The 24,540-nt window shown below is 66.9% G+C and carries 18 protein-coding genes and 1 pseudogene; 8 read left to right on the top strand and 11 right to left on the bottom strand.

Annotated elements, in window-relative coordinates; all coding sequences use genetic code 11:
- Positions 1–172 precede the first annotated feature (172 nt).
- The 4 genes from purU to CA951_RS39780 form a co-directional block, all read right to left on the bottom strand.
- Entirely contained in the window at positions 173–1,021 is an 849-nt protein-coding gene (gene purU / locus CA951_RS39795; RefSeq protein ID WP_087562097.1) for a formyltetrahydrofolate deformylase, read from the bottom strand.
- A 115-nt stretch (positions 1,022–1,136) separates the two neighbouring features.
- Complete coding sequence (locus CA951_RS39790; protein WP_087562096.1) at positions 1,137–2,030, bottom strand: bifunctional 5,10-methylenetetrahydrofolate dehydrogenase/5,10-methenyltetrahydrofolate cyclohydrolase; 894 nt, start codon at positions 2,028–2,030, stop codon at positions 1,137–1,139.
- The gene (locus CA951_RS39785; protein ID WP_087562095.1) at positions 2,027–2,653 is read right to left on the bottom strand and encodes a cyclodeaminase/cyclohydrolase family protein; all 627 of its coding nucleotides are present in this window, start codon (positions 2,651–2,653) and stop codon (positions 2,027–2,029) included. Before CA951_RS39785 ends, CA951_RS39790 begins: the two co-directional genes overlap by 4 nt.
- Positions 2,650–5,112 (bottom strand): FAD-dependent oxidoreductase, encoded by a 2,463-nt coding sequence (locus CA951_RS39780; RefSeq protein ID WP_087562094.1) that lies wholly within the window; start codon positions 5,110–5,112, stop codon positions 2,650–2,652. The genes CA951_RS39785 and CA951_RS39780 overlap by 4 nt, the downstream gene beginning before the upstream one ends.
- A 363-nt stretch (positions 5,113–5,475) precedes the next feature.
- On the opposite strand from CA951_RS39780, the gene CA951_RS39775 reads away from it, so the two are divergent.
- Entirely contained in the window at positions 5,476–6,276 is an 801-nt protein-coding gene (locus CA951_RS39775; RefSeq protein WP_087562093.1) for an IclR family transcriptional regulator, read from the top strand.
- Positions 6,277–6,284: 8 nt separating this feature from the next.
- Here CA951_RS39775 and CA951_RS39770 read toward each other — a convergent pair whose 3' ends face one another.
- Entirely contained in the window at positions 6,285–7,463 is a 1,179-nt protein-coding gene (locus tag CA951_RS39770) for an NAD(P)/FAD-dependent oxidoreductase (protein ID WP_087562092.1), read from the bottom strand.
- Positions 7,460–7,804: a bifunctional 3-phenylpropionate/cinnamic acid dioxygenase ferredoxin subunit gene (locus CA951_RS39765; RefSeq protein WP_087562091.1), complete on the bottom strand. Its 345-nt coding sequence runs from the start codon at positions 7,802–7,804 to the stop codon at positions 7,460–7,462. The genes CA951_RS39770 and CA951_RS39765 overlap by 4 nt, the downstream gene beginning before the upstream one ends.
- A 198-nt stretch (positions 7,805–8,002) precedes the next feature.
- Here CA951_RS39765 and CA951_RS39760 point away from each other — a divergent pair, with 198 nt between their 5' ends.
- The 6 genes from CA951_RS39760 to CA951_RS39735 all read left to right on the top strand — a co-directional run bounded on the left by CA951_RS39760 (position 8,003) and on the right by CA951_RS39735 (position 16,744).
- On the top strand, positions 8,003–8,815 hold the full coding sequence (locus CA951_RS39760; protein WP_087562090.1) for an IclR family transcriptional regulator: 813 nt from the start codon (positions 8,003–8,005) through the stop codon (positions 8,813–8,815).
- 379 nt (positions 8,816–9,194) lie between these two features.
- Positions 9,195–10,361: an aromatic ring-hydroxylating dioxygenase subunit alpha gene (locus CA951_RS39755; RefSeq protein WP_087562089.1), complete on the top strand. Its 1,167-nt coding sequence runs from the start codon at positions 9,195–9,197 to the stop codon at positions 10,359–10,361.
- A complete protein-coding gene (locus CA951_RS39750; protein WP_143543181.1) occupies positions 10,358–11,983 on the top strand; it encodes a BCCT family transporter in 1,626 nt (541 codons plus the stop codon). Before CA951_RS39755 ends, CA951_RS39750 begins: the two co-directional genes overlap by 4 nt.
- Positions 11,980–13,500, top strand: a complete 1,521-nt coding sequence (locus CA951_RS39745) for an aldehyde dehydrogenase family protein (RefSeq protein ID WP_087562088.1) — start codon at positions 11,980–11,982, stop codon at positions 13,498–13,500. The genes CA951_RS39750 and CA951_RS39745 overlap by 4 nt, the downstream gene beginning before the upstream one ends.
- Before the next feature lie 56 nt (positions 13,501–13,556).
- A complete protein-coding gene (locus CA951_RS39740; RefSeq protein ID WP_087562087.1) occupies positions 13,557–15,125 on the top strand; it encodes an APC family permease in 1,569 nt (522 codons plus the stop codon).
- On the top strand, positions 15,122–16,744 hold the full coding sequence (locus tag CA951_RS39735; protein WP_087562086.1) for a GMC family oxidoreductase: 1,623 nt from the start codon (positions 15,122–15,124) through the stop codon (positions 16,742–16,744). Before CA951_RS39740 ends, CA951_RS39735 begins: the two co-directional genes overlap by 4 nt.
- Here CA951_RS39735 and CA951_RS39730 read toward each other — a convergent pair.
- Positions 16,725–17,828, bottom strand: coding sequence for a S9 family peptidase (locus CA951_RS39730; RefSeq protein WP_179220497.1), 1,104 nt, complete (start codon positions 17,826–17,828; stop codon positions 16,725–16,727). The two genes, CA951_RS39735 and CA951_RS39730, sit on opposite strands and share 20 nt — an antisense overlap.
- Positions 17,829–17,931: 103 nt before the next feature.
- Between CA951_RS39730 and CA951_RS39725 the strand changes: the two genes are divergently transcribed.
- Complete coding sequence (locus CA951_RS39725; RefSeq protein WP_087562085.1) at positions 17,932–18,804, top strand: LLM class F420-dependent oxidoreductase; 873 nt, start codon at positions 17,932–17,934, stop codon at positions 18,802–18,804.
- Positions 18,805–18,857: 53 nt separating this feature from the next.
- Here CA951_RS39725 and CA951_RS39720 read toward each other — a convergent pair whose 3' ends face one another.
- The 4 genes and pseudogenes from CA951_RS39720 to CA951_RS39705 form a co-directional block, all read right to left on the bottom strand.
- On the bottom strand, positions 18,858–20,432 hold the full coding sequence (locus tag CA951_RS39720; protein ID WP_087562084.1) for a long-chain fatty acid--CoA ligase: 1,575 nt from the start codon (positions 20,430–20,432) through the stop codon (positions 18,858–18,860).
- Positions 20,433–20,476: 44 nt separating this feature from the next.
- A complete protein-coding gene (locus CA951_RS39715; RefSeq protein ID WP_087562083.1) occupies positions 20,477–22,492 on the bottom strand; it encodes an acetoacetate--CoA ligase in 2,016 nt (671 codons plus the stop codon).
- A 48-nt stretch (positions 22,493–22,540) separates the two neighbouring features.
- Positions 22,541–23,132: pseudogene (locus CA951_RS39710) on the bottom strand (RBBP9/YdeN family alpha/beta hydrolase).
- Positions 23,129–24,463, bottom strand: a complete 1,335-nt coding sequence (locus tag CA951_RS39705; RefSeq protein ID WP_087562082.1) for an MFS transporter — start codon at positions 24,461–24,463, stop codon at positions 23,129–23,131. The pseudogene CA951_RS39710 and the gene CA951_RS39705 overlap by 4 nt, the downstream one beginning before the upstream one ends.
- Positions 24,464–24,540 lie beyond the last annotated feature (77 nt).

Raw genomic sequence — 24,540 nt, 5'->3', positions numbered from 1 at the left:
CTTCCACGACCGTGGCACCCTGCGTACGACACTGCCAGAACATCAACCGCGACTGCTCCGACGCCGGCGGACGACCGATCATCACCATCTGCAACACCCTCCATCATCAGGGATGTTGCAACGACCGGTTGAACCCGCCCTACCAAAAAGGCGCACGAGCGGCGGAGCCGCCTCAGCTGAAGACGACCGTCCGGTGTCCGTGGAGCAGGACCCGGTTCTCGCAGTGCCAGCGCACGGCCCGGGACAGTGCGAGGGCTTCGGCGTCCTGCCCGACCGTGGCGAGTCGCACCGGGTCGAAGGTGTGGTCGATGCGGATGACTTCCTGCTCGATGATGGGTCCCTCGTCGAGGTCGGGTGTCACGTAGTGGGCGGTGGCGCCGACTTGCTTGACGCCGCGATCGAACGCTTGGTGGTAGGGCTTGGCGCCCTTGAAACCGGGCAGGAACGAGTGGTGGATGTTGATGGCGCGTCCGCGCAGGGCGCGGCACGCGTCGTCCGACAGCACCTGCATGTAGCGGGCGAGCACCACGAGATCTGCGTCGAATTCCTCGACGAGTTCCAGTAGCCGGGCTTCGGCCTCCGGCTTGGTGGCCGGCGTGACCGGGACGTGCACGAACGGCAGGCCGGCGGCCTCGGCCATCGGGCGCAGCACCTCGTGGTTGGAGACGACGGCGACGAGTTCGGCGCCGAGGTTGCCCGCTCGCCAGCGGAAGATGAGGTCGTTGAGGCAGTGGCCCATCTTGGAGACCATCACGATCACGCGGGGTAGATCGCTGCCGTTGAAGTTGAACGTCATGCCGAATCTCGCGGCGACGCTCCGGAATTCCTCGGTGAGGCGCAGGGCGTCGACGTCCTCGGCGGAGATGAACGAGGTGCGGAGGAAGAACGCGTCGCTCCGGGTGTCGTCGAACTGCTGATGCTCGGCGATATCGCAGTTCTGCTCGAAGAGGAAGGAGCTGACTGCGTGAACGATCCCGGGACGCTGAGCGCAGCTGAGCGTCAGGGTGAAGGTCTGGGTCATGGGGGTCTCCTCGATGCCGGAATCAAATTGAGGTATTAGTCCGAGCAAACTGATATATCAGAATGGTCAATGCTATTTCAGGCGGGACGGGCGGGTCAAGGGCTGGAGACAGAAGTCAGACGCCGCCTCGGAATCCGGCGAGCACCGAGTCCGATCGGGTCTGCCGGTGCTGGGTGGCGGCGGCATCGACCGTGTGGGCGATCAGTAACGCGGTGGTCACCGGTCCCACCCCTCCGGGGACCGGGGTCAGCGCACCGGCCCGACCGTCCACGGCCGCGGCGTCGACGTCACCGAGCAGCCGGCCGTCGGCGGTCGCGGTGGTCCCCACGTCGATGACGACGGCGCCGTCGGCGACGTGGTCGGCGGTGATCAGTCCGGGAATGCCGACGGCGACCACGAGGATGTCGGCGTCACGGGTGCCTGCAGCCAGGTCGGTGGTGTGCCGGTGGCAGACGGTCACCGTCGCGTTGCGCTGCACGAGCATGTGCGCGACCGGACTTCCGACCACCGTCGATCGGCCGACCACCGCAGCGGTCCTGCCGTGCGGGGAGATTCCGTGGTGATCGAGCAGCGCGATGACGGCCCGTGCGGTGGCGGGTGCGAACGCGGGGAGGCGCGCGACGAGACGACCCAGGCTGACCGGATTCGCGCCGTCGACGTCCTTGGCGGGGTTGATCGCCTCCCGGAGTGCGTCGAGGTCGGTGCCGTCCGGCAATGGGGTCTGCAGGATGATCCCGTGGACGTCCGGGTCGTGGCCGAGTTCGACGAGCGTGCCGTGGATCTGCTCGGTCGTCGCCGACGCACCGAGATCGACGATGTCGCACAGGATTCCGGTGCGTTTCGCGGCTGCCGCGATGGAACGTACATACCAGGCCGTCGATTCGTCGTCGGTGGCCAGAACGACCGCGAGCCTGGGCCGGATTCCGAGGTCGGTAAGAGCGGCGGCGGCGACGGACGCGTCGTCTCGGATGGAGGTGGCGAGTTCGGCGCCACCGAGGCTTCTTGTCATGAACTCAGCTGCTTTCGTACTCGTATGGTGACTGCGTCGGCTCGCTCGACGATCGCGTCGACACCGGTCAGGCACTCGGTGAGGGATCGGCGGGTGTCCGCATCGGTGATACCGGGCAGGTTCACCTCGATGTTGACCCGGGCGGTGGTGGCGGCGGCGCGGGCGGCCTCGGCGGCGGCCGCGACGTCGCTCACGACGGTGGGGTTCGCCACCGGCAGCAGGACGTCGGCGAGTGCGACGACGTCACCTGCCGCGACCACCACCTCGGCCGGCACCGCGGCGGCGCCGGCGAGTGCGGTCGCGATCGCCGCCGTGCGCGCCCCCGATTCTTCGTCCGTTTCCCGGGGGAGACGGTAGGCGTCGATGACGGCGGTGAACGCCGCCATGTCGTCGTCGGCGAACTGCAGTGCCTTCTCGCGGAACGCATCTGCGGAGGAACAGATGCGTTCGACGAGCATCCCGTGGTCGGCGTACTTCTTGCCGGTGGTGTAGCGCGCGACCATCGAGACCAGCGCGGCCGCCTGGCCGAGGTGGAGTGCGGCGGTGGCGCCGCCACCCGGCGCGGGGGTTCGATCGGCGAGCGAATCCAGGAACCCGGTGACCGTGTCGTGCCGGATGCTCATGACCGGATCTTCTTCATCTCGGGGTCGACGAGCGGTTCGGCCACGACGGTGGCGGGGATGCGCCGCCCGAAGTACTCGATCTCCACCGCGGTGTCCACGGTCGCGGTCGCGGGCAGCCAGGCGTAGGCGATCGGCGCCCCCACCGTGTGACCGAACGCGGCGCTCGTGACGTACCCGGCGGGCTGTCCGTCCACGAACACCGGTTCGTGGCCCAGGACCACCGACTGCCGATCGTCGATCATCAGGCACGCCAGGCGCCGCTCCACCGTCTCGTCGGAGACGCCGTCGAGCGCGTCGCGCCCGCGGAAGTCGCCCTTCTGCAACCGGACCGCGAAGCCGAGACCGGCCTCGTACGGGTTGTGCTCGGTCGTCATGTCGGTGCCACACGAGCGGTAACCCTTTTCCATCCGCAGGCTGTTGAACGCGGCGCGGCCGGCCGCGATGACGTCGTACTTCTGCCCCTCCGCCCACAGCAGATCCCATAAACGCAGACCGTTGTCGGCGGACGTGTACAACTCCCAGCCGAGTTCGCCGACGTAGGACAGGCGCATCGCCGTGACGGGCACCCCGCCGATGTGAACCTGCTTCGCGCGGAAGTACTTGAAGTTCTCGTTCGTGAAGTCGTCGGAGCTGAGCGCCTGCACCAGATCCCGGGCACGGGGACCCCACAGTCCGATCCCGCACGTGCCGCCGGTGACGTCGTGGATCTGCACACTGCCGTCGTCCGGGGACTGCCGGCGGAAGTAGTCGAGGTCGAGGTTGCCGTTGGCGCCGACCTGGAAGACGGTGTCGGACAGCCGCGTGACGGTGAGGTCGCTGCGCACACCGCCGGCGTCGTCGAGTGCCAGCGTGTAGGTGACGGATCCGACGGACTTGTCCATCTTGCCGGTCGTCAGCCGATCGAGCAGATCGAGGGCGCCGGCGCCGGAGATCTCGAGCCGCTTGAGTGGTGTCATGTCGTACATCGCCACCGACGTGCGGGTGCGCCAGGCCTCGGCCGCGGCGATGGGGGAGTGGAACATGGCCGCCCACGGCTCACGGGCAGGCGGCTGCCAGTCGGCCGGAAGGTCCTGCACCAGATGAGCGTTGGCCTCGAACCAGTGCGGCCGCTCCCAGCCGGAGCTCTCCAGGAACATGGCGCCGAGTTCCTTCTGGCGCACGTGGAACGGGCTCACGCGCAGGTCGCGGGGAGACTCCTTGGGCTGCAGCGGGTGCAGCACGTCGTAGATCTCGACGAAGTTCTGCTGCGAGGTTTCGCTGACGTAGTCGGGCGCGATCTGGATCTCCTCGAAGCGGTGGACGTCGCAGCCGTGGAGTTCGATCTCGGAGCGACCGTCGACGAGAAGTTGGGCGACCGCGCGGGCGACACCGGCGGAGTGCGTCACCCACACGGCCTCGGCGATCCAGAAACCGGCGACGTCCGGTGACTCGCCGAGGAGGGGGCCGCCGTCCGGGGTGAACGAGAAGACACCGTTGAATCCGGCCTCCAGTTCGGCGGATTCGAGGCAGGGCAACAACAGTTTGCTCTGCTCCCACGACGGCGCGAAGTCCTCTTCCGTGAACGGCAGCATCGACGGCATGTCGGAGGAGGACACGTCGTTGCTCTCGTCCAGGTCGCGCAGGTTCACCGGCATCGGACGGTGGGCGTACGTGCCGATTCCCAGGCGGTCGACGTGCTCACGAAAGTACAGGTCCTGGTCCTGATGGCGCAGGATCGGGAAGCCGGCCTCGGCGAGTTCGGTGTTCCGTCCGACGAGTTCGGGTATCTGCTCGGTCTTGGCGTACTGGTGTGCCAGGGGAAGGAGCGGGACGTTCATCCCGACCATCGCGCCGACGTCGGGACCCCAGAAGCCGGCGCAGGACACCACGATGTCTGCGGGGATGACCCCGTCCGGGGTGGCGACACCGGTGACCTTGCCGCCGCGCTGTTCGATGCCGATCACCTTCGTCGAGCCCTGGAACACCGCGCCGCGGGATTCTGCGCGGCGGGCCAGCGCGACGACGGCACGGGAGGCCTTGGCGAGGCCGTCCGTCTCCACGTGCAGGCCGCCGAGGACCCGCTTCTCGTCCAGCAGCGGGTGCAGCTTCGCGCACTCGGCCGGGTCGAGGACGGTGCCCTCGATGCCCCAGGACGTTGCCCAGCCCTGCTTGCGGTGCAGATCGGCGAGGCGCTCGGGGGTGGTGGCCACCTCGAGTCCGCCGAGCTGGTTGAAGCACCATTCGCCGTCCACGTCGAGTCCGACGAACTTCTCGACCGTGTACCGGGCGAACTCGGTCATCGTCCTGGACGCGTTCGTCTGGAACACCAGGCCCGGTGCGTGCGACGTGGATCCTCCGGTGAGCGGCAGCGGTCCCTGATCGAGGACCGTGATCCGATCCCAGCCGCGAGCGGTGAGCTCGTCGGCCAGATTCGCGCCGACGATGCCGGCTCCGATGATCACTACGCGCGGTGACCCCATGGTGGTCCTCCTGGTTCGGTGGGTGCCTGTGTGTGGCGAAGTACGGGTGCTGCCGCTGTCGCGGCGGGCGGGACGTTCGATGTTCGGTGCGGGCTCGGACGGCGCCGGAGAGAACTGTGAATTGCGAAACGGATCGGGCTGATCGGAACCATTATCGGCAACTGATATATCAACACATTAAGTCCGGAAGAGTGAGGGGGTCAACCCCGAATTGCGGGTAACTCTTTGATGATCGAGTAGATAAACGGCGAATATTCCCCGTTTTGCCGTGGAAATGCGCACCGTGCCCGCCGGCGCCGGCGCGGAACGGGGTGTGGATGGAGATAACCGTCGCACGGTGATGTCGCCTATCCTGAAGTCGCGATGACTGAATTGGACGATAACTCGAATGGAGATCGGAGCCGGCCTGCCGGCGCTGTGCAGTCAGTGGACCGCGCACTGGCAGTACTCGAAATTCTCGCCAGGCTCGGCACCGCCGGCGTCACGGAAATCGCCGAGGAGCTGGGCGTCCACAAGTCGACCGCGTCGCGTCTCGTCGCTGTCCTGGATTCGCGGGGCTACGTCTCCCAATTGAAGAACCGGGGAAAGTTCCAGCTCGGGAATTCGATCGTTCGTCTGGCCCGCACCGCGACGCCGGACGGCGATCTGGTGCGGCAGAGTCAGGAATTGTGTGCCGAACTGGCGGAAACTGTCGGCGAGAGCGTCAATGTGTCGATACTCGACGGCAATCGCTCGGTGAGCATCGTCAAGGCGGACGGCCCGTCCGGCGTCGGTACCAATACGTGGGTGGGGCAGAGCAGCCCGGCACACGCGACGGCGAGCGGAAAACTGTTGCTGACGGAATTGTCCGACAGCGAACTCGCGGAGCGGGTGGGAGAAAGTCCGATCGCTCTCACGTCCGAAACTCTCACCGATGTGCCTGCGCTCGTGGAGTCGCTGAATTCCATCCGCGAACGGGGCTGGGCGGATTCCGAAGAAGAACTCGAACTCGGGTTGAATGCGGTGTCCGTCCCGATCCGCGACTACACGTCGAAAATGATTGCGGCTCTGAGTGTGTCCGGTCCCGCCTACCGACTGCTGCCGGAACGGTTCGAGGACGTTGCACGCGCCGCGCTCGACACGTCCCAGCAGATCAGTAACCGCCTGGGCTACGCGGTCACGTAGCGCCGGCATCAGGCCCGCGACCTGGCGAGTTGCTTCTTGTATCGGGTGAACAGCCGGGGATTGTTCATCGCGAAGACGCCGACGGTGTCGCCGTCCCTGTCGTAGGTGGCCACGAACGTGCCGGTTCCGGGGTCGCCGTCGACGAACCGGACCTCGTCGGTGCTGTGCCTCGTTCCGGCGAACTGCAGCATCTTGCCGTACTGGTGGGACCAGAAATACGGGATGGCGGCGGGGCCGGACGGGGTGGCCATGATCGTGTCGGCCACCGTGGCCGCCTGGGCGACGGCGTTGCTCCAGTGCTCGCTCCGGTGATGGACCTGGTGGGCGTCGTCGAAAGTCCTGGCGCAGTCGCCGATCGCGTACACCCCGGGGAGGTTCGTCTTGCACGAGGAGTCGGTGAGGAAGCCGTCGTCGATCAGCAGTTCCGAGTCGCTCGCCCACTCCACGTTGGGGACGGCCCCGATCCCGACCACCACGACGTCCGCGGGCAGGACCGTTCCGTCGCTGAGCCGGACGGCCTCGACCGCTTCGTCGCCCAGCAGTGCGTCGACGACCGATCCGGTGAGAAGCCGGACGCCGTGTGCGGCGTGCTGTCCTGCGCAGATCGCCCCGAGTTCGATGCCGAGCGGACCTGCGAGGGGTGTCGGCGAGGCCTCGACGACCGTGACGTGCAGGCTCATTCCGGCCGCGCTGGAGGCCACCTCGGCTCCGATGAAACCGGCTCCCACGATCACGAGATTCTGCGCCCGGGACAGCGATTCCCGCAGTGCGCGTGCGTCGTCGACGGATCTGAGCGTGTGCACGCCGGCGAGACCGAGGTGCCCGGGCAGGGTCCGGGCGCGCGCGCCGGTCGCGACGACCACGGCATCGGCGTCGAGGTGGGACCCGTCGTCGAATGTGACGCGGTGGAGCCCGTCGGGGGAGCGAACGAGTCCGGTGGCGGTGCTGTTCATCCGCCATTCGACGTCGAGGGTGTCGTCGTCGCTGTTCATCAACATCAGGTCCTCGTCCGTCATGCCGCCGGTGAGGAACTCCTTGGACAGGGGTGGCCGGTCGTAGGGCAGTGATGGCTCGCTGCCTGCCACGACGAGGCGGCCGGTGTAGCCCTGCTCGCGCAGCGCGCGGACCGCCGACAGTCCGGCGAGTGAAGCACCCAGTACCACAATGGAATTCGGGACAGTGTTCATCGGGCGTCGTCCTTCTGTTCGAGATGGAGCAGCACGGTGCCGTCGACGATCGACACGTCGTGGGTGCGGACTGCAATCTTGGCCGGCGGACCGGACGGCACGCCGGTGCGGAGGTCGAAGCATGCCTCGTGGAGCGGGCACTCGACCGTGCAGCCCTCGACCCAGCCGTCGGCGAGGGAGGCGTCCTGATGGGTGCAGGTGTCGTCGATGGCATACAGACCGTCGGAGGTGTGGAAGACGGAGATGGGAGCCATTCCCGGCGGCGTGACCGTGACTACTTCGCCCACGGGCAGGGTGATGAGTTCGCAGACGGCGAACGGTGTGGTGTCGGGGTGGATCACAACTGGGGAATCGTTATCGAGAATCACTCGATACCTCCGGATGCGTCGGGAAGGAGGGGCAAGTTGTGGAGCAGTTGTTGCGCTATGCGCGACGACTTGCAAGCTGTGCAACACAATGCTCGCCGGTGCTGCCCCGCGGTGTCAAGCATTCGCGTGTAAAAACTGCGTTCCCGAAGTCGGTGGGCATAACCTCGGGGCATGAGTGAATCCGAGGCGACGGCACCCGCGGCCCAGGGCGTGGAAGGGAAGGCGAAGACCGTACACGCCGTGGAACGTGCCATCGACGTGCTCGAGATCGTCGCAGCAGAGGGCCGGATCGGCGCCACGGAGATCGCCGTACGTCTCGGCGTGCACAAATCGACCGTTTCACGCCTGATCGCCTCGCTGCAGCAACGCGGATTCGTGGAGGAAGCGGGCGTCCGCGGCAAATACCAGCTCGGATTCGCGGTAGTGCGGTTGGCCGAGGCCACGGTCGCGCAGAGCGGGCTCGTCGAGGTTGCGCAGCCCGAGTGCGACCGCCTCGCCGATGCGTTCGGGGAGACGGTCAACCTCGCGGTGCTGGATGGTGCGGCGACGCTCAACGTGCTCGAAGCTCGCAGTGATCGCCATGTCGCGCTCCGCACGTGGGTGGGTCAGGTCACCCCGGCGCATGCGACCGCGACCGGCAAGGTCCTGGTCTCGGAGATGACGTCGGGCCAGCTCCGCAGCAGGCTGGGCCCGCAATTGAGCGCGCTCACTCCCAACACGATCACCGACTTCCGTGCGTTCGACCTCGAACTCGAGCACGTGCGGTCGCGGGGCTGGGCGTCCACGGCCGAGGAGCTCGAAGCGGGACTCAATTCGATCGCCGTGCCGGTGCGGAGCAAGGTCACCAACCGGATCGTCGCGTCGATCTGTGTGTCCGGCCCGGAGTACCGGCTGGCGCCCGATCAGTTCGAGGCGGTGGCGCTCGAAATCGCCGACGCGGTGGCGCGGATCGAAGCGCAGCAATCCGTCGGCGCGGGTGACTGACGACCCGGAAGTGACTCTCCCTCAACGCAGGACGAGCCGATAGTCCGGTTTGCCCGGGTTTCGGTGCCGCGTGGTTAACGCGGTGTTTCGGCCGTGTCGCGTCTGCGAAAGAAGTGCCGAATGTGATGTTTGACACGTCCGCCGGCGACGGTCTAAGTTGTCTAAATCGCATAGCGTTGCTGATGATGCAACAATGCTGACGCCGCGATGACTCGGCGGGAACAGTTGTCCGCTGTTCGAACGATCGTCGCGGATCGAGCACCCATGTCGTCATACTCGGCAACGACGCCCCTTGCGATCTGCGCCCATTCGCACACAGACACCAGGTCACAGCCCCGACCGAACGCATCTTTCCCGTAACGAAAGAACGGTGACATCTATGTCCGCTCCGGACGTCCAAGCCCCCGCTCCCGCGCCCGCCCCGGCCTTGATCCCCACTCTGGGGGGTCGCTACTACACCGACCCCGACATTTTCGTCAGTGAGCAGGAGAACGTCTTCGAGGCGATGTGGTTCTGCGCCGCCCGCACTGCCGACCTCGCCGACGCCGGCGCCTTCAAGAAGGTCACTGTCGGCCGGGAGAGCGTCCTCGTCGTCCGCGGCCGGGACGGCGCCCTCCGGGCGTTCCTCAACATCTGCCGGCACCGCGGCGCCATGCTGTGCACGGAGGACGAAGGCCAGGTCCGGCGGAACCTCCAGTGCCCGTACCACGCGTGGACGTACGGACTCGACGGCAAACTGGTCGCCGCGCCGAACATGGCCGCGCTGCGCGACGAGACCGGAGCCGACATCGACCGGGTGCGGTACGGACTGGTGCCGGTCGCGCTGCGCGAGTGGCTCGGCTACGCCTGGGTGTGCCTCGCGGACGAACCGCCGTCGTTCGAGGACGAGGTGATCGGCTCCGTCACCGAACGGCTCGGCGATCCGGTCGCCATCGATCGGTACGAGATCGGAACCCTGGAACTCGGCCGCCGGATCACCTACGACGTCGCGGCCAACTGGAAGCTGATCATCGAGAACTTCATGGAGTGCTACCACTGCGCCACCATTCACCCCGAACTCACCGAGGTGCTTCCGGAGTTCGCGGACGGCCTTGCCGCACAGTACTTCGTGGGGCACGGCGCCGCCTTCGGCGACGAGGTCGAGGGATTCACCATCGACGGAAGCGGCGGATTCGAGGCGTTGTCCGGCATCAGCGACGATCAGGACCGCAAGTACTACGCCATCACCGTCCGGCCGCAGGTCTTCGTGAACCTCGTGCCCGACCACGTCATCTTCCACCGCATGTACCCCATGTCCGCGGACCGCACCATCGTGGAATGCGACTGGCTGTACGCGCCGGACGTCACGGCGTCGGGACGCGACGTCTCCCGCTCGGTCGAACTGTTCCACCGGGTCAACCAGCAGGACTTCGACGCCTGCGAGCGGACGCAGCCGACGATGTCGTCGAAGGCCTACCGCGACGGGGGTGTGCTGGTGCCCGCGGAGCATCACATCGGCGAATTCCACGACTGGTTACTCACCCGGCTGGGTGGGGGCGCGAAATGACGTACGCCGGCGAGCAACCGAGGGTGATCGACCCTCCCGAAGTGCAGGCGCCGGAGCCCGAGCGTGCGACACCCGCCCACGCCGAGCCGCGGGGCGGCGTCGACAAGGTGGTGTTCGGCGCTGCGGCGGCAGTCGGGGTGGGACTCATCCTGTGGGGCCTGCTGGCGCCGGAGAACCTCGCGCTCGTGTCGAACGCGGCCCTCGGGTGGCTCGTCGCCGACATGGGGTGGTTGTTCATCACCGCGGCCTCCGGGTTCGTCGTGTTCTCGCTGTTCCTGGCGTTTTCGCGGTACGGCCGGATTCCGCTCGGCAAGGACGGCGAGAAGCCGGAGTTCCGGACGGTCAGCTGGATCGCGATGATGTTCAGCGCCGGCATGGGGATCGGGCTGATGTTCTACGGCGTCGCCGAACCCCTCGCGCACATGGTGAGCCCGCCTCCCGGGACCGACGGCAGCGCCGGGTCGGCGATGGCCACGACGATGTACCACTGGGGACTGCACCCGTGGGCGATCTACGCGGTGGTCGGATTGTCGATCGCCTACGGCTCTTATCGGCGGGGCCGCAAGCAACTCATCAGCTCCGCATTCATCCCGCTCCTCGGCCGTCGCGCCGAGGGGGCGGCGGGCAAGGTGATCGACGTGCTCGCGATCATCGCGACGATGTTCGGCACCGCCGCGTCGCTCGGCCTCGGTGCCCTCCAGATCGGGTCCGGGCTCGAGATCATCGGCTGGATGGGCGAGGTCGGCACGTTCGCACTGGTGGCCCTCGTCGGACTGCTGACGTTCGCGTTCGTCGCCTCGGCGGTGTCCGGCGTGGCCCGCGGAATCCACTGGTTGTCCAACATCAACATGGTGCTGGCCATCGTGCTGGCGGTCTTCGTGTTCGTCCTCGGCCCCACGGTACTGATCCTCAACCTGCTGCCCACCACTATCGCCGACTACAGCGCGCAACTCGCGACGATGTCGGGTCGCACCGCCGCGAGTGCGGGCGACGACACCGCGTCGTGGCTGTCGTCGTGGACGATCTTCTACTGGGCGTGGTGGGTGTCGTGGACCCCGTTCGTCGGCATGTTCCTGGCCCGGATCAGCCGTGGCCGCACCATCCGGCAGTTCGTCGTCGGTGTGATCGTCATTCCCACCTCGGTCAGCCTTGTGTGGTTCGCGGTGTTCGGAGGTTCCGCGATCGGGGTGCAACGTGACGGCACCGATGTGGCGTCCCAGTCGTCGACCGAGGGACAGTTGTTCGGAATGCTCGACCACCTGCCGCTCGCCGGTGTCTCCACCGTGCTGGTCATGGTGCTGGTGGCCCTGTTCTTCGTTTCCGGCGCCGACGCCGCATCGCTCGTGATGGGCACCCTGTCGGAGCGGGGGACCCGGCACCCGAGCAAACGGATCGTCGTGTTCTGGGGCACGCTCACCGGCGGCACCGCGGCGCTCATCCTCTGGACCGGCGGCTCGGACGCCCTTCAGGGGCTGCAGACGATGACGATCATCGCGGCCGCGCCGTTCCTGCTGGTGATGATCGGACTGTGCGTCTCGCTGTACCGGGACGTCTCCCGTGACCCGCTCATCGTCGGGTCATCGAAAAATTCCGCACACGAAAGGGTTTCGGACACACTATGAAGATGTCGGCGCTATCCGCTGATCTCGACGTCCAGAAATTGTTCGGCACGGTGAATTTCATCGCGGGGGAGTGGGTGGCGGCGACATCGGGGCGCACCCGCGACTGCATCGACCCGGCAACCGGGAACGTGATCGCCACCGTGGACGAGGCGTCGCCCGAGGACGCCGGGCGAGCAGTACAGGCGGCCCGGGCGGCGTTCGATGCCGGGGACTGGCCGCAGACGCCGGTCGCCACGCGATCGTCGCTGCTGTCGCGTATCGCCGACCTTCTCGAGCGCGACAAGGAGGAACTGGCGCGCATCGAGACGGTCGACACCGGTAAGACGCTGGTGGAGAGTCGAATCGACATCGACGACGTCGTCTCCGTGTTCCGGTACTACGCCCGCCTGGCCCTCGTCTCGAGCGACCGCGTCGTCGACGTGGGTGACCCCGCCGTCGTCTCCCGCGTCGTCCGCGAACCGATCGGGGTGTGCGTCCTGATCGCACCGTGGAACTATCCGCTGCTGCAGATCTCCTGGAAGGTGGCACCCGCACTCGCTGCCGGCTGCACGATGGTGCTCAAGCCCAGTGAAGTCACGCCGCTGAGCACGATCGCGTTCACCCGGCTGATCGAGGAGGCCGGTGTGCCCGCCGGCGTGGTCAACCTCGTGCAGGGCAGCGGCGCCGACCTCGGCCCCGCGCTCACCGACACCGGCGACGTCGACTTCATCTCGTTCACCGGCGGACTCGCCACCGGCACCACCATCCTGGAAACGGCCGCGAAGCACGTCACGAAGGTCGCCGTGGAACTCGGCGGCAAGAATCCCCACCTCGTCTTCGCGGACGCCGACTGGGAGTCGTCCGTCGACCAGGTGCTCACCGGGGTCTTCCTGCATTCGGGTCAGGTGTGCTCGGCCGGGACGCGTCTGATCGTCGAGGAGTTGATCGCCGACGAGTTCGTCGCCGCCCTCGTCTCGCGGGCCGAGGCCATCCGTGTCGGCCCGGGACTCGACCCGTCCAGCGAGACCGGACCCCTGGTGTCGGCGGCGCAACGCGACAAGATCGAAGCCTATGTGGCACTGGGCATCGCCGAGGGAGCGACGCTCCGGACGGGCGGTTCGCGGCCCGCCGATCCCGCGCTCGACGGCGGCAGCTACTACCTGCCCACCATCTTCGACCACTGCGACCGCACGATGCGGATCGTGCAGGAGGAAACGTTCGGGCCCATCCTGACCGTCGAGCGATTCACGACCGAGGAGGACGCGGTCCGGCTCGGCAACGACACCGAGTACGGCCTCGCCGCCGGGGTCCGGACGTCGGACGCCGCCCGCGGCGAGCGGGTGGTGCGCCGCCTGCGCCACGGAACGGTGTGGCTCAACGACTTCGGCTACTACACGCCGGCGGCGGAGTGGGGCGGATTCAAGAAGTCCGGCAACGGACGCGAACTCGGACCCGCCGGACTCTCCGAATACCAGGAAGTCAAACACATCTGGAACAACACGACCTCACCTCTCGCGGGATGGTTCACCGCGACCTGACGTGCACTCGGCAGGGCGCGCGAGCAGACCCCCTCGACTTCTCAGGAAGTGATCGAATGACCAGACCCGACAACACGACCGGCGACCAGGACAGTGGACTGGAGGATTTCGGATACAAGGAGTCCCTGGATCGCAGTATCGGCAAGTTCGCGAGTTTCGCCGCGGGCGTCAGCTACATTTCCATCCTGACCGGCACTTTCCAATTGTTCTACTTCGGTTTCGGCTCCGCGGGCCCCGCCTACCTGTGGTCGTGGCCGCTGGTGTTTCTCGGCCAGCTCTCGGTGGCACTCTGCTTCATGGAGCTCGCCGCCAAGTACCCGATCGCCGGCTCCGTGTACAACTGGGCGAAAACGCTCGGCAGCCGGGTGGTGGGGTGGTCGGCGGGCTGGCTGATGCTCACCGCGTCGATCGTCACCCTGTCGGCCGTTGTGCTTGCGCTGCAGCTCAATCTGCCGCGGCTGTGGAGCGGCTTCCAGATCGTCGGCGACGGCACCGGGGAACACGACTTCGCCACCAACGCCGTCATCCTCGGAACCGTGATGATCGGCTTCACCACCGTCGTCAACGCGCTCGGTGTCCGTCTCATGGCGATGATCAACAGCGCCGGTGTGTTCATCGAACTCATCGCCGCGGTGCTGATCGCGATCATCCTCGCCGCCAACATGACCCGCGGCCCGGAGGTGTTCTTCTCCACCCACGGCTACGGCGCCGGTGAAAGCGGAGGCTACCTCGGTGCGTTCCTGGTGGCCACGCTCGCGTCGGGCTACGTGATGTACGGCTTCGACACCGCGAGCTCGCTGGGCGAGGAGACGGTGGAACCCCGCCGCACCGCCCCCAAGGCGATCCTCCGTGCGATCCTCGCCTCGTTCGTGATCGGCGGCGCGATCCTGGTGTTCGCCGTGATGGCGGCGCCCGACCTGGACGATCCGAAGATCGGCGCGTCCGACGGCAGCCTGCAGTACATCGTGGAGCAGGTGATGTGGGGGCCGCTGGGCACCATCTTCCTGATCTGCATCGTGATCGCGGTGACGGTGTGCTCGCTGGCGGTGCACACCGCCGCCATCCGGCTGACCTTCGCCATGGCCCGCGACAACGCACTCCCGTTCGGGGAGCGGCTCGCCCGCGTTCACCCGAAGACGCGGACACCCGTCGTGCCCGCGGTGACGATCGGAGTGGTGGCCGCGCTGATCCTGGTGGTCAACATCGGTCAACCGCACATCTTCACCGTGCTGACCTCGATCGCGATCATCATGATCTATCTGGCCTACCTGATGGTCACCGGCCCGATGCTGAAGCGGAGACTGCGCGGCCAGTGGCCGCCGCGGGACCTGAAGGAGGGCGGCTACTTCACGATGGGCAGGTGGGGTCTGCCCGTCAACATCGTCGCCGTGGTGTGGGGAATCGGTATGGCCGTCAACCTCGCCTGGCCGCGCGAAGCCGTCTACGGGGAGCCTTGGTACAACACGTGGGGCGCCTTCGTCTACATCGGCGTCATCCTCGGGCTCGGACTGCTGTGGTACCTCACCACCGGCAGGCACCACATCGGGACCTTGACGTCACACTCCGCGGCCGCGGCACCGGCCGCATCGCAATCCGAACCGATCGACAAGGAGCTTGCTCGATGACCGAAAGTGAACTGCGGAGCACTGCACTGGAATTCGACTACGTGATCGCGGGTGGCGGTAGCGCCGGGTGCGTCCTCGCGGCACGGCTGAGCGAGGATCCGTCGGTGACGGTGTGCCTGCTGGAGGCGGGGCCGTCGGACGTCGGGGACCGCAACATCCTCGAGCTGTCCCAGTGGATGCACCTGCTCGACTCCGGGTACGACTGGGACTACCCGGTCGAGCCGCAGGAGCGGGGCAACAGTTTCATGCGGCACGCCCGGGCCAAGGTCCTCGGCGGGTGCTCGTCGCACAATTCGTGTATCGCGTTCTGGCCGCCGGCCGAGGTGCTCGACGACTGGGAGGCGATGGGTGCGTCGGGGTGGGGTGCGCGCGACATCCTGCCGTACGTCGGCCGGCTGGAGAACAACGACGCCCCCGGTGACGGCCACGGTCGCAGCGGTCCGGTGCGGCTGCGCGACGTCCCACCGAACGATCCGTGCGGCCGTGCGGTCCTCGACGCCGCCGCAGCGGTCGGTCTGCCGACCGTCGCGTTCAACCGCGGCGGAACGGTGCTCAACGGGGCGGGGTGGTTCCAGATCAACGCGTCCGAGGACGGCACCCGGATGTCGTCGTCGCACGCCTACCTGCACCCGATCCTCGGGACCCGGCCCAACCTGGAGGTCCGGACCGGGTGCTGGGTCAGCGAAATCCTGTTCGACGAACAGCAGACCGCGACGGGCGTGCGCTACCAGCGACCCGACCTCACCGGGTACGACACGGTGTCGGCGCGCCGCGAGGTGATCGTCACCGCCGGCGCGATCGACACCCCGAAGTTGCTGATGCTCTCGGGTATCGGTCCGGCGGAGCATCTCGCGGAGTTCGGCATTCCCGTCCGCGTCGATTCGCCCGGTGTCGGAGCGAACCTCGACGACCACGTGGAGGGGCTGGTGTTCTGGGAGGCGTCCCGGCCGATGGTCACCGAGTCGACGCAGTGGTGGGAGATCGGCCTGTTCGCCACCACCGAGGAGGGGCTGAACCATCCCGACCTGATGATGCATTACGGCAGCGTGCCGTTCGACATGAACACCCTCCGGTGGGGGTATCCCACCACGGACAACGGATTCTGCTTGACGCCCAACGTCACTCAGGGCCGTTCCCGCGGAACTGTGCGGCTGCGCTCCCGCGACTTCCGTGACCGCGCGAAGGTCGATCCCCGGTACTTCACCGACAGTGAGGGCCACGACGACCGGGTGATGCTGTCCGGGGTGAGGCTGGCCCGCACGATCGCCGAGCAGAAGGCGCTGCGCGGGTGGATCGCCCGTGAACTGGCGCCGGGACCGGATGCGGTGACCGACGAGGAGATCCTCGACTACATCCACAAGACCCACAACACCGTCTATCACCCGGCGGGCACGGCCCGGATGGGTCGTGTCGACGATCCGATGGCGGTGCTCGATCCGGAACTGCGGGTCAAGGGGGTACGGGGACTGCGGGTGGTCGACGCGTCGGCGATGCCGAAACTGCCGCACGTCAACCCGAACATCACGGTCATGACGATGGCCGAGCGCTGCGCGGACCTGCTGCGCGGTCGCGTGGGGGCCGGCCTGCAGCCGGCGGCGTCTACGCTGTCCGAGGTCTGATCCGGGCATCGATTGCGCCGGCGATCCTTCGCCAGATCTCGCTCGCGGGATCGATGACGGCGAAGTGATCGCCGGGGCCCTCGATCAGGGTGACGTCGTCGGGGGTCTCCGCTGCGGTCGCGTGGTATTCCCTGCTCATCTCCAGCAGATCCGGCTCGTCGCCCACGGCGCACGCGACGAGTTGCGGGACACCGAGCGGCAGCCGATGGAGCGGTGACGACCGTTCGTACGTCGCCCGGTCTTCGGCCCAGTGGCCACCGACGGCGGTCGCGACCGCGCCCTCGCCGAGTCGGCGGTCGTCGGCGAGTCGCAGATTCAGCACCCCGGCGAGGCTGACCGCCAGCGCCGGACGCACCGCAGCCCGGTCGGGGACGGCGTCGGCGGCGGCGCGCAGGGCGAGCTGACCGCCGGCCGAGTGGCCGAGGATCATGACGCGTCCCGGATCCGCCTGCGGGACGGACCCGGCGGATTGCAGGGCGGCGGCGACATCGGATGTCATCGCTGCCCACCTTTTCTCGGCGGGGCGCCGGTATTCGACGTTCCACGTCACGTACCCGCGGGCAGTCAGGTCCACCGCCAGACCGTCCATCAGGTCGAACTCCCAACGTGGACGCCAATATCCGCCGTGGATCAGCACGGCGACGGGGAACGGTCCGGCGCCGGCCGGGACCCGCAGTTCGGCGCGCTGATCGGGGTCGTCGCCGTAGCGGACGATCGTTCCGGGGTGAAAGCGGTGGTGGTACCAGCTGTCGACGGCGAATCGGAGTCCGTCGAGTCCCCGCCCGCGGATGTGGGCCCGGATGCTGTCGGAGCGGTCCGGCTCGCAGTCCCCGAAATCGACGCGGATCGCCCCGCAGGCCGGACCGGTGAACGGTGCTCCGGCGCCGGGCACGACGACGAACTCGCCCCGGCCCGCCGCCGTCCGTACAGCGCGCTGCATATCCGCGGTGTCCGCGGCGAACGTCACCTCGCCGGTGAGTCCGCGCGTATCCAGCGCCCGGCCGAGGAGTTCCGCGGCGGTACCCCCGTGCGCGACGGCCCCGGGTGCGAAGACGACGTCGAGTCGGCGAGCAGATTCGGTCACCGGGTCACCGTACGCACCCATGAGGGCTTTCTGGCGAGGGAACGGCTGGGTGGTACTGCCGATCCCTGGGTAGCGGGCGGCAACAGGTTTAACGTGGGGAGCTATGGAACTTGGACTGCACATCGCCGACTTCACCTTTCCCGCCGGACCGTCGAACCTCTCGGACGACCTGCGCCGCATTGCTGTCACCGCCGAGGAGGCGGGTTTCTCCAAGCTCAGCGTCATGGATCATCTCTGGCAGATCGAACCGGTAGGACCGATCGACACCGAGATGCTCGAGGCGTACACCACCCTCGGATTCCTTGCCGCCGTCACCGAGAAGGTGGACCTGTTGGCCTGGGTCACCGCCACCGTCTACCGCGAGCCGGGCCTCCTCGCCAAGGCCGTGAGCACGCTCGACGTCCTGTCCAAGGGGCGCGCGTACCTCGGGATCGGCGCCGCCTGGAACGAGGACGAGAGTGTCGGACTGGGCCTTCACTTCCCGCCGACGGCCGAACGCTTCGAGCGACTCGAGGAGACACTGCAGATCTGCCTGCAGATGTGGAGCGAGAACGACGGACCGTTCGACGGGAAGCACTACCGGCTCGGCCGCACCATGAACGTGCCGCAGCCGCTACGGCGCCCACACCCGCCCATCCTCATCGGCGGCGCGGGTGAGAAGAAGACGCTTCGGATGGTCGCGCAGTACGCACAGGCCTGCAACTTGTTCGGTGGACCCGAGGTCGCCCACAAGCTGGACGTGCTGAGGAATCACTGCACCGCACTCGGTACCGACTACGACGCCATCGAGAAGACCGTGATGTTCCCGCTCGACCCGGGTGCGGACGGGCAGAACGTGGACACCTTGCTCAGTCAACTCGAGGGCCTGTCGAAGCTGGGCATCACCCACGTTCACGGATGGGTGCCGGAGGTCGCGTCGATCACGCCCCTCGAGATCCTGGGCGAACGCGTCGTCCCGGTGATCGCGGACTGGTGAATCGCGTTCGCCGACACTGACCGGACTGGCTCCGGAACGAGACGTGGCCCCCGCTACCGCCCGGAGTCAACCGTTCCTGCGGCGGAGGACAGCTCGCGCTTGAGGAGCTTCCCGGTGGCTGTCATCGGCAGTACCGTGACGAATTCGACGGAGCGAGGGTACTTGTAGGCGGCGATTCGTTCCTTGCACCAGGTGATCAGTTCCGGTTCGGAAATCTGCGCGCCGGGTTCGGGGATGACGAACGCCTTGATCTCCTCGCCGTGCTGTTCGTGTGGGACACCGATGACTGCGGCGAGTGAGACCGCGGGATGGGTGATGAGCATTTCTTCGATCTCGCGGGGGTACACGTTGAACCCTCCGCGGACGATCATGTCTTTGGCGCGGTCGACGATGTAGTAGAAGCCGTCTGCGTCGCGGCGGGCGAGATCGCCCGTGCGGAACCACCCGTCGTGCATGGCTTCGTCAGTCGCGTCCGGGCGATCGTAATAGCCCTTCATGACGTTGTGGCCGCGGATCGCGATCTCGCCGACCGTGTCGGCGCCTTCGACGGTATTCCAGTCGGGGTCGATCAGGCGCACCTGCACGCCCCAGATCGGGACGCCGATCGAGCCGGCCCGCGGCGCCTGCTCCGGATCGCTGAACAGCGCGATGGGCGAGGTCTCCGACAGCCCGTAGGCCTCGAGAATCTGGACGCCGAATCGTGTTGCGAAACGCTCGAGGATCTCCACCGGCAGCGGTGCGCCCCCGGAGATCGCCTTGCGGAGGTTGGCGGCGATGCGGTCGACGTCGACCGCATCGCCGACCGCCCCGAGCAGCCCCCAGTACATCGTCGGCACACCCGCGAACATCGTGATCGACTCGCGTTCCATGATCTCCAGTGCCGCACCGGCCTCGAAGCGCGGCAGCAACACCAGCGTTGCGCCCACCGAGAACCCGGCGTTCATGTTGACCGTCTGCCCGAACGAATGGAACAGCGGGAGAGTCGCCAGATGGGTGTCCGGCCGACTCGGGGAGTTGTCGAACAACCTATTCGACGCGATGGCGTTCATCGTCATGTTCGAATGGGTCAACTCGGCGCCCTTCGGCCGGCCGGTCGTTCCGCTCGTGTAGAGGATGACGGCGGTGTCGGTGGCCTCCCGCGCCACCGACTCGAACACTGTGGACTGGGCGGGAAGCACGGTCGACAGGGGTGTGATTCCCTCGACGTCGGTGTCGTCGTCCGTGCCGATCACGAACATCGTGCGGCACGAGGGCACCTCACCGAACGCCGCCCGTCCATACGTGCCGATCGGCAGATCCGCCCCGCCCTCGAAGCAGAAGTAGGCGGTGGCTCCACAGTCCTGCAGGTGGTAGGCGATCTCGCCGGACTTCAACAGGATGTTGAGCGGGACGACTACGGCACCCGCCTTGAGGATGCCGTAGTAGACGATCGGAAACCAGGGCAGGTTGGGGCAGGACATCGCCACCCGGTCGCCGGGCGTGATCCCGGATGCGACGAGGAGGTTCGCGATCTGGTTCGCGAGGGAGTCGGTCTCGGCGTACGTGAGCCGCTCCTCTCCCAGGACCAGTGCGTCGCGACTCGGGTACTTGCGGGCCGAGTCTTCCAGGAACATGGACAGGTTGAGCATCAGTTTCCCTCAGTGCCGTTGGAGTGTAGGTGGATTCGCGGCGATCACGGTGCCGTCGCGTAGTTGGTCTGCCGTACTTCCGCGAGGTGTTCGAAGAACCCGAGCAGTGACGGGTCGTCGATGCCGTCGCGGTTGACCACATCCTCGACGCGGGCGCCCTGGAGCACCCGCTTGAGTGGCACCTCGATTTTCTTTCCGGTCCGGGTGTGTGGAATACCCGTGACCTCCAGAACGTCGTCGGGAACATGCCGTGGGGATACGTGATCGCGAATCGTCGAGCAGATCTTTCCGGTCAGGATCTCGTCGAGGGTGTGTCCCGCGTGAAGGACGACGAAGAGTGGCATCCAGTACGAGCCGTCGGCTTCTTCGACACCGACGACCAAGGCTTCCGCAATCTCGGGGAGCGCTTCGACGGCGGAGTAGATGTCCGCACTTCCCATCCGGACACCGTTGCGGTTGAGGGTCGAGTCCGACCGCCCGTGCACTGCGACGGTTCCGTCTTCGTAGATGGTGGCCCAGTCGCCCTGTCGCCAGACGCCGGGGTAGGTGTCGAAGTAGGCATCGTGGTATTTCATTCCGTCGGAGTCGTTCCACAGGGCGACGGGCATATTCGGAAGGGGCCTGGTGACGACGAGATCACCGACGGTCCCGCGAACCGGGTTGCCGTTCATATCCCACGTTTCGACGGCGACGCCGAGGCATCGCCCGGAGATCCGGCCGACACGGACCGGACGGGTCGGAACGGCGCCGACGAGGGCGCCGGCGATATCGGTGCCGCCGCTCATCGACCACAGAGGAATGTCACCGACCTCGTCGTGCGCCCACCGGTACAGGTGATCACTCAAAGGGGCGCCGGTGCAGCCGATTGCGCGAAGTCGCGACAGCGGGTGCTCGGCCTGCGGATGTGTGTCGGCGTCGGCACACGTCTGGAGGTAGCCGGGGCTGGTGCCGAGAAAGGTGGCGCCGGTGTCGGCGACGAGCTTCCACAGCGAGTCCGTGCGCGGGTAGGTCGGTGCGCCGTTGTAGCACACGATCGACGCCCCCGAGAGCAGGACGGCGACCTGCATGTTCCACATCATCCAGCTCGTCGAGGTGTACCAGAGCACGCGGTCGTCCGACGTGAGGTTCCAGTGCAGTCCCATTTGTTTGACGGTTTCGACCATGATGCCGCCGTGCCCGTGCACCAGCCCCTTCGGTCGACCTGTCGTTCCGGAGGAGAACAGCACCCACAGCGGGTGGTCGAAGTCGACGTCGGTGAAACCGGAGCGGGCGTGTCGACGTGAGATCGCCGCTTCCCAGTCGTGCCACGTCTGTACAGTGCCGTCGGTTCGGGTACGTGCCGACGTGTGCTCGGTGGAGGTGCGCTGCACGACAATCACATCCGTCACGGATGGAAGCCCGGTTGCAATCTGCTCGACCGCGTCGATGCGTGAACGCAGACGGCCGGCATAGGTGTATCCGTCCGCGGCGATCAGGACCTTCGGCGACAGTTGCGAGAACCGGTCGATGACAGCATCCGGTGCGTAGTCTTGCCCGACCGATGCCCAGGTTGCGCCGAGCGTCGCCGCGGCAAGGAAGGCGATGACGGATTCTGCGGTGTTGGGCAGGTACCCCACGACCACATCTCCGCTGCCGACCGCGAGGGCTTCGAACTCGGCCGCCACGGTGAGCACCTGCTCACGTAGTTCCGACCTGGTCAGTGTCCGGACGACACCCGATTCTTCCGCGGCCACGATCGCGACGGCGTCCGGGTCGCCCCGGTCGAGCAGGACCCGCGCAAAGTTGATCCGTGCACCCGGGAACCAGCGGGCGCCGGGCATCTGATCGTCGAGGAGTACTGCGTCGTAGTCGCTTTCACTGTCAATTCCGAAGAAATCCCACACCGAGGACCAGAATCCCTCGAGGTCGGTGACGGACCACTGCCAGAGCTCCTCGTAGTCGTCGACCTCGACACCCCGAGCGTCGCGAACATACTCGACGAACCGGGTGAGAGTGGTGTCGGCGCGCTCGGCCGAGTCGGGGCTCCACAGGATTCCACCTGGTGAATCAGCGGACTGCATGGATGTCCTTTCCGGATGAGATCGTCTCATCGTTGTGTCCTGCGGGTGCTACGAGCCGACGGTCGCCGCAGCAGCTGTGAGTTCTTCGATCAGGTCGATGGCAGCGGGCCACTCGCCGTACCCCGACGCGGGGTTGAGGTGCCCGACCTCGCCCAGGTTCACCAGCCGGCTACCCCAGGAATCGGCAAGTCGGGCCACGGCCGCGTAACTCGCGAGGGGGTCGTTGGTGCCGGCGGCGACAATGCTCGGGAAGGGGAGTGGTCCGCGGGGTATCGGGGTCCAGCCCAGTTCTGCCAGAGCCTGGCGGGACAGATTGCCGGCGGGCAGGTGAGCGTCGAGGTCGGGTGGCGCGGCGAGCAGTGCGCCCGCTGCGCTCCGTACCGGGGTGACGTTGCGCCCAGTGGGCGGTGATCACCACACCGGCGCTGTGTGCCACGAGGAGCGCGCGGCCGGGTACGGCCGCCAAGGTCTCGTCGAGTGCTGCCATCCGGTCGTCCAGGCTGGCGTTGCTGTCGCTGCTGACCGGGACGGTCAGGGTGCCGGCGATTGTGGTGGCGAGGATCGTCTGCCAGTGTTCTTCGACGTGTCCGCGAAGTCCGGGGACGATCACGATCGTCGGTCCACTCTCGTTCGTCGTCATGTGGTCGTACTCCGGTCGTTGGTCGACTTCTGTGTCAGCTCGCTGAGGTTCTTCAATCCTGCTGCGTAGTAGCGGTTTCCGATGACGAGCGCGAGAGCCGCGAGTACGGATGCAATGGGAACGACCTGCAGTGCTCCGTTGAGTCCGACATGGTCGGCCAGGGCCCCGACAACCACTGGGGCGGGAGCCAGTCCGATCAGGCTGTTGGCGAGGGTCACGGTTCCGATCGCAGAGGCCCGGATGGATGCGTGGGTGAGGTTTGCGACGAGTGCGCCTGCGGGTCCGGAGACGCCTCCGGCGAAGAACGCCCCGCAGCCCAGGAATACCAGTTGCAGCGTGCCCGGTTCGAGACTGAATGCGGTGAAGAGGAGAACGGCGGAGGCCAGGCAGAAGCCGATCGAGGACGTCCACCTCTTGCTGTGATCGAGACGGCTCACGCTGTCGGAGATCATCCCGCAGCCGACCATGCCGATGCCGATCAGCAGGACGAAGACAGCGGCGAGCAGGGCCGCCCGGTCGGGGGCGAGGTCGTAGTACCGGTTGACGTAGCTCGGCAGCCACGTCAGCAATGCTCCGGCCACGAACAGTTGCAGGCCGCTACCAAGGTATGTGCTGATGACGGCGACGCCCTTGAACAGGCTCGACAACGGCGCGCGACGGCCGTCCGCAGCACTCGGTGTCTGAACGTCGTCCGGGTGCCGGTAGAGGGCGATGCGGCTCTCGTTGACCAAGGTCCGGAATGCGACGACGAGGACGAATCCGATGATCGCCATCGCCCCGAAAGCCCAACGCCATCCGAAGTTGACGGCGATGACGCCGCCGAGCGACACACCGACGACAGATCCGAACATTGCGCCCGACATGAATGCCCCGGTCAGCGAAGCCCGCCGCTCGGGTGCGAACAGACCCACGATGACCGCGGCGCCGATGCTGCCGTAGGCAGCCTCACCGACCCCGACGAAGAAGCGGCCGACCAGCATTTCGCCGTAGCTGTCTGCGAACGCGCAGAACAGGGTGGCCGCACTCCACAATGCCGCCGATGCAACCAGCATCCGGACGCGACCCCACCGGTCCGCCGCAACCGACAGCGGAAAGATCAGCACGCCGACCATCAACGCGACGATTCCGGTGAGGGAGCCGAGATGTGCATCGGACAGATCCCACTCCGCCTTGAGGATCGGGAACACGGCGCTGACCACTTGCCGCGACATGTAGTCGGACAGCATCAGGGCAAAGATCAGCGAGAAGACGACCCAGGGATAGAGGCCGGACGACCGGCTGGGTCGAGCCAGATCGACGGTCTTGTCGTCATCGGCGACGGAAAGGCCCATGCGTGGTTCTCCTCGATATTTGGACCGGTTGGGATATTTGGACCGATTGGGTAGCGGTGCTCATTCAGGTGTGGGTG

Source organism: Rhodococcus sp. NCIMB 12038 (assembly GCF_002165735.1).
Taxonomy (GTDB): domain Bacteria; phylum Actinomycetota; class Actinomycetes; order Mycobacteriales; family Mycobacteriaceae; genus Rhodococcus_F.
The sequence above is the reverse complement of the archived record's forward strand: the minus strand, read 5'-3'. Positions and strand labels throughout refer to the sequence as shown.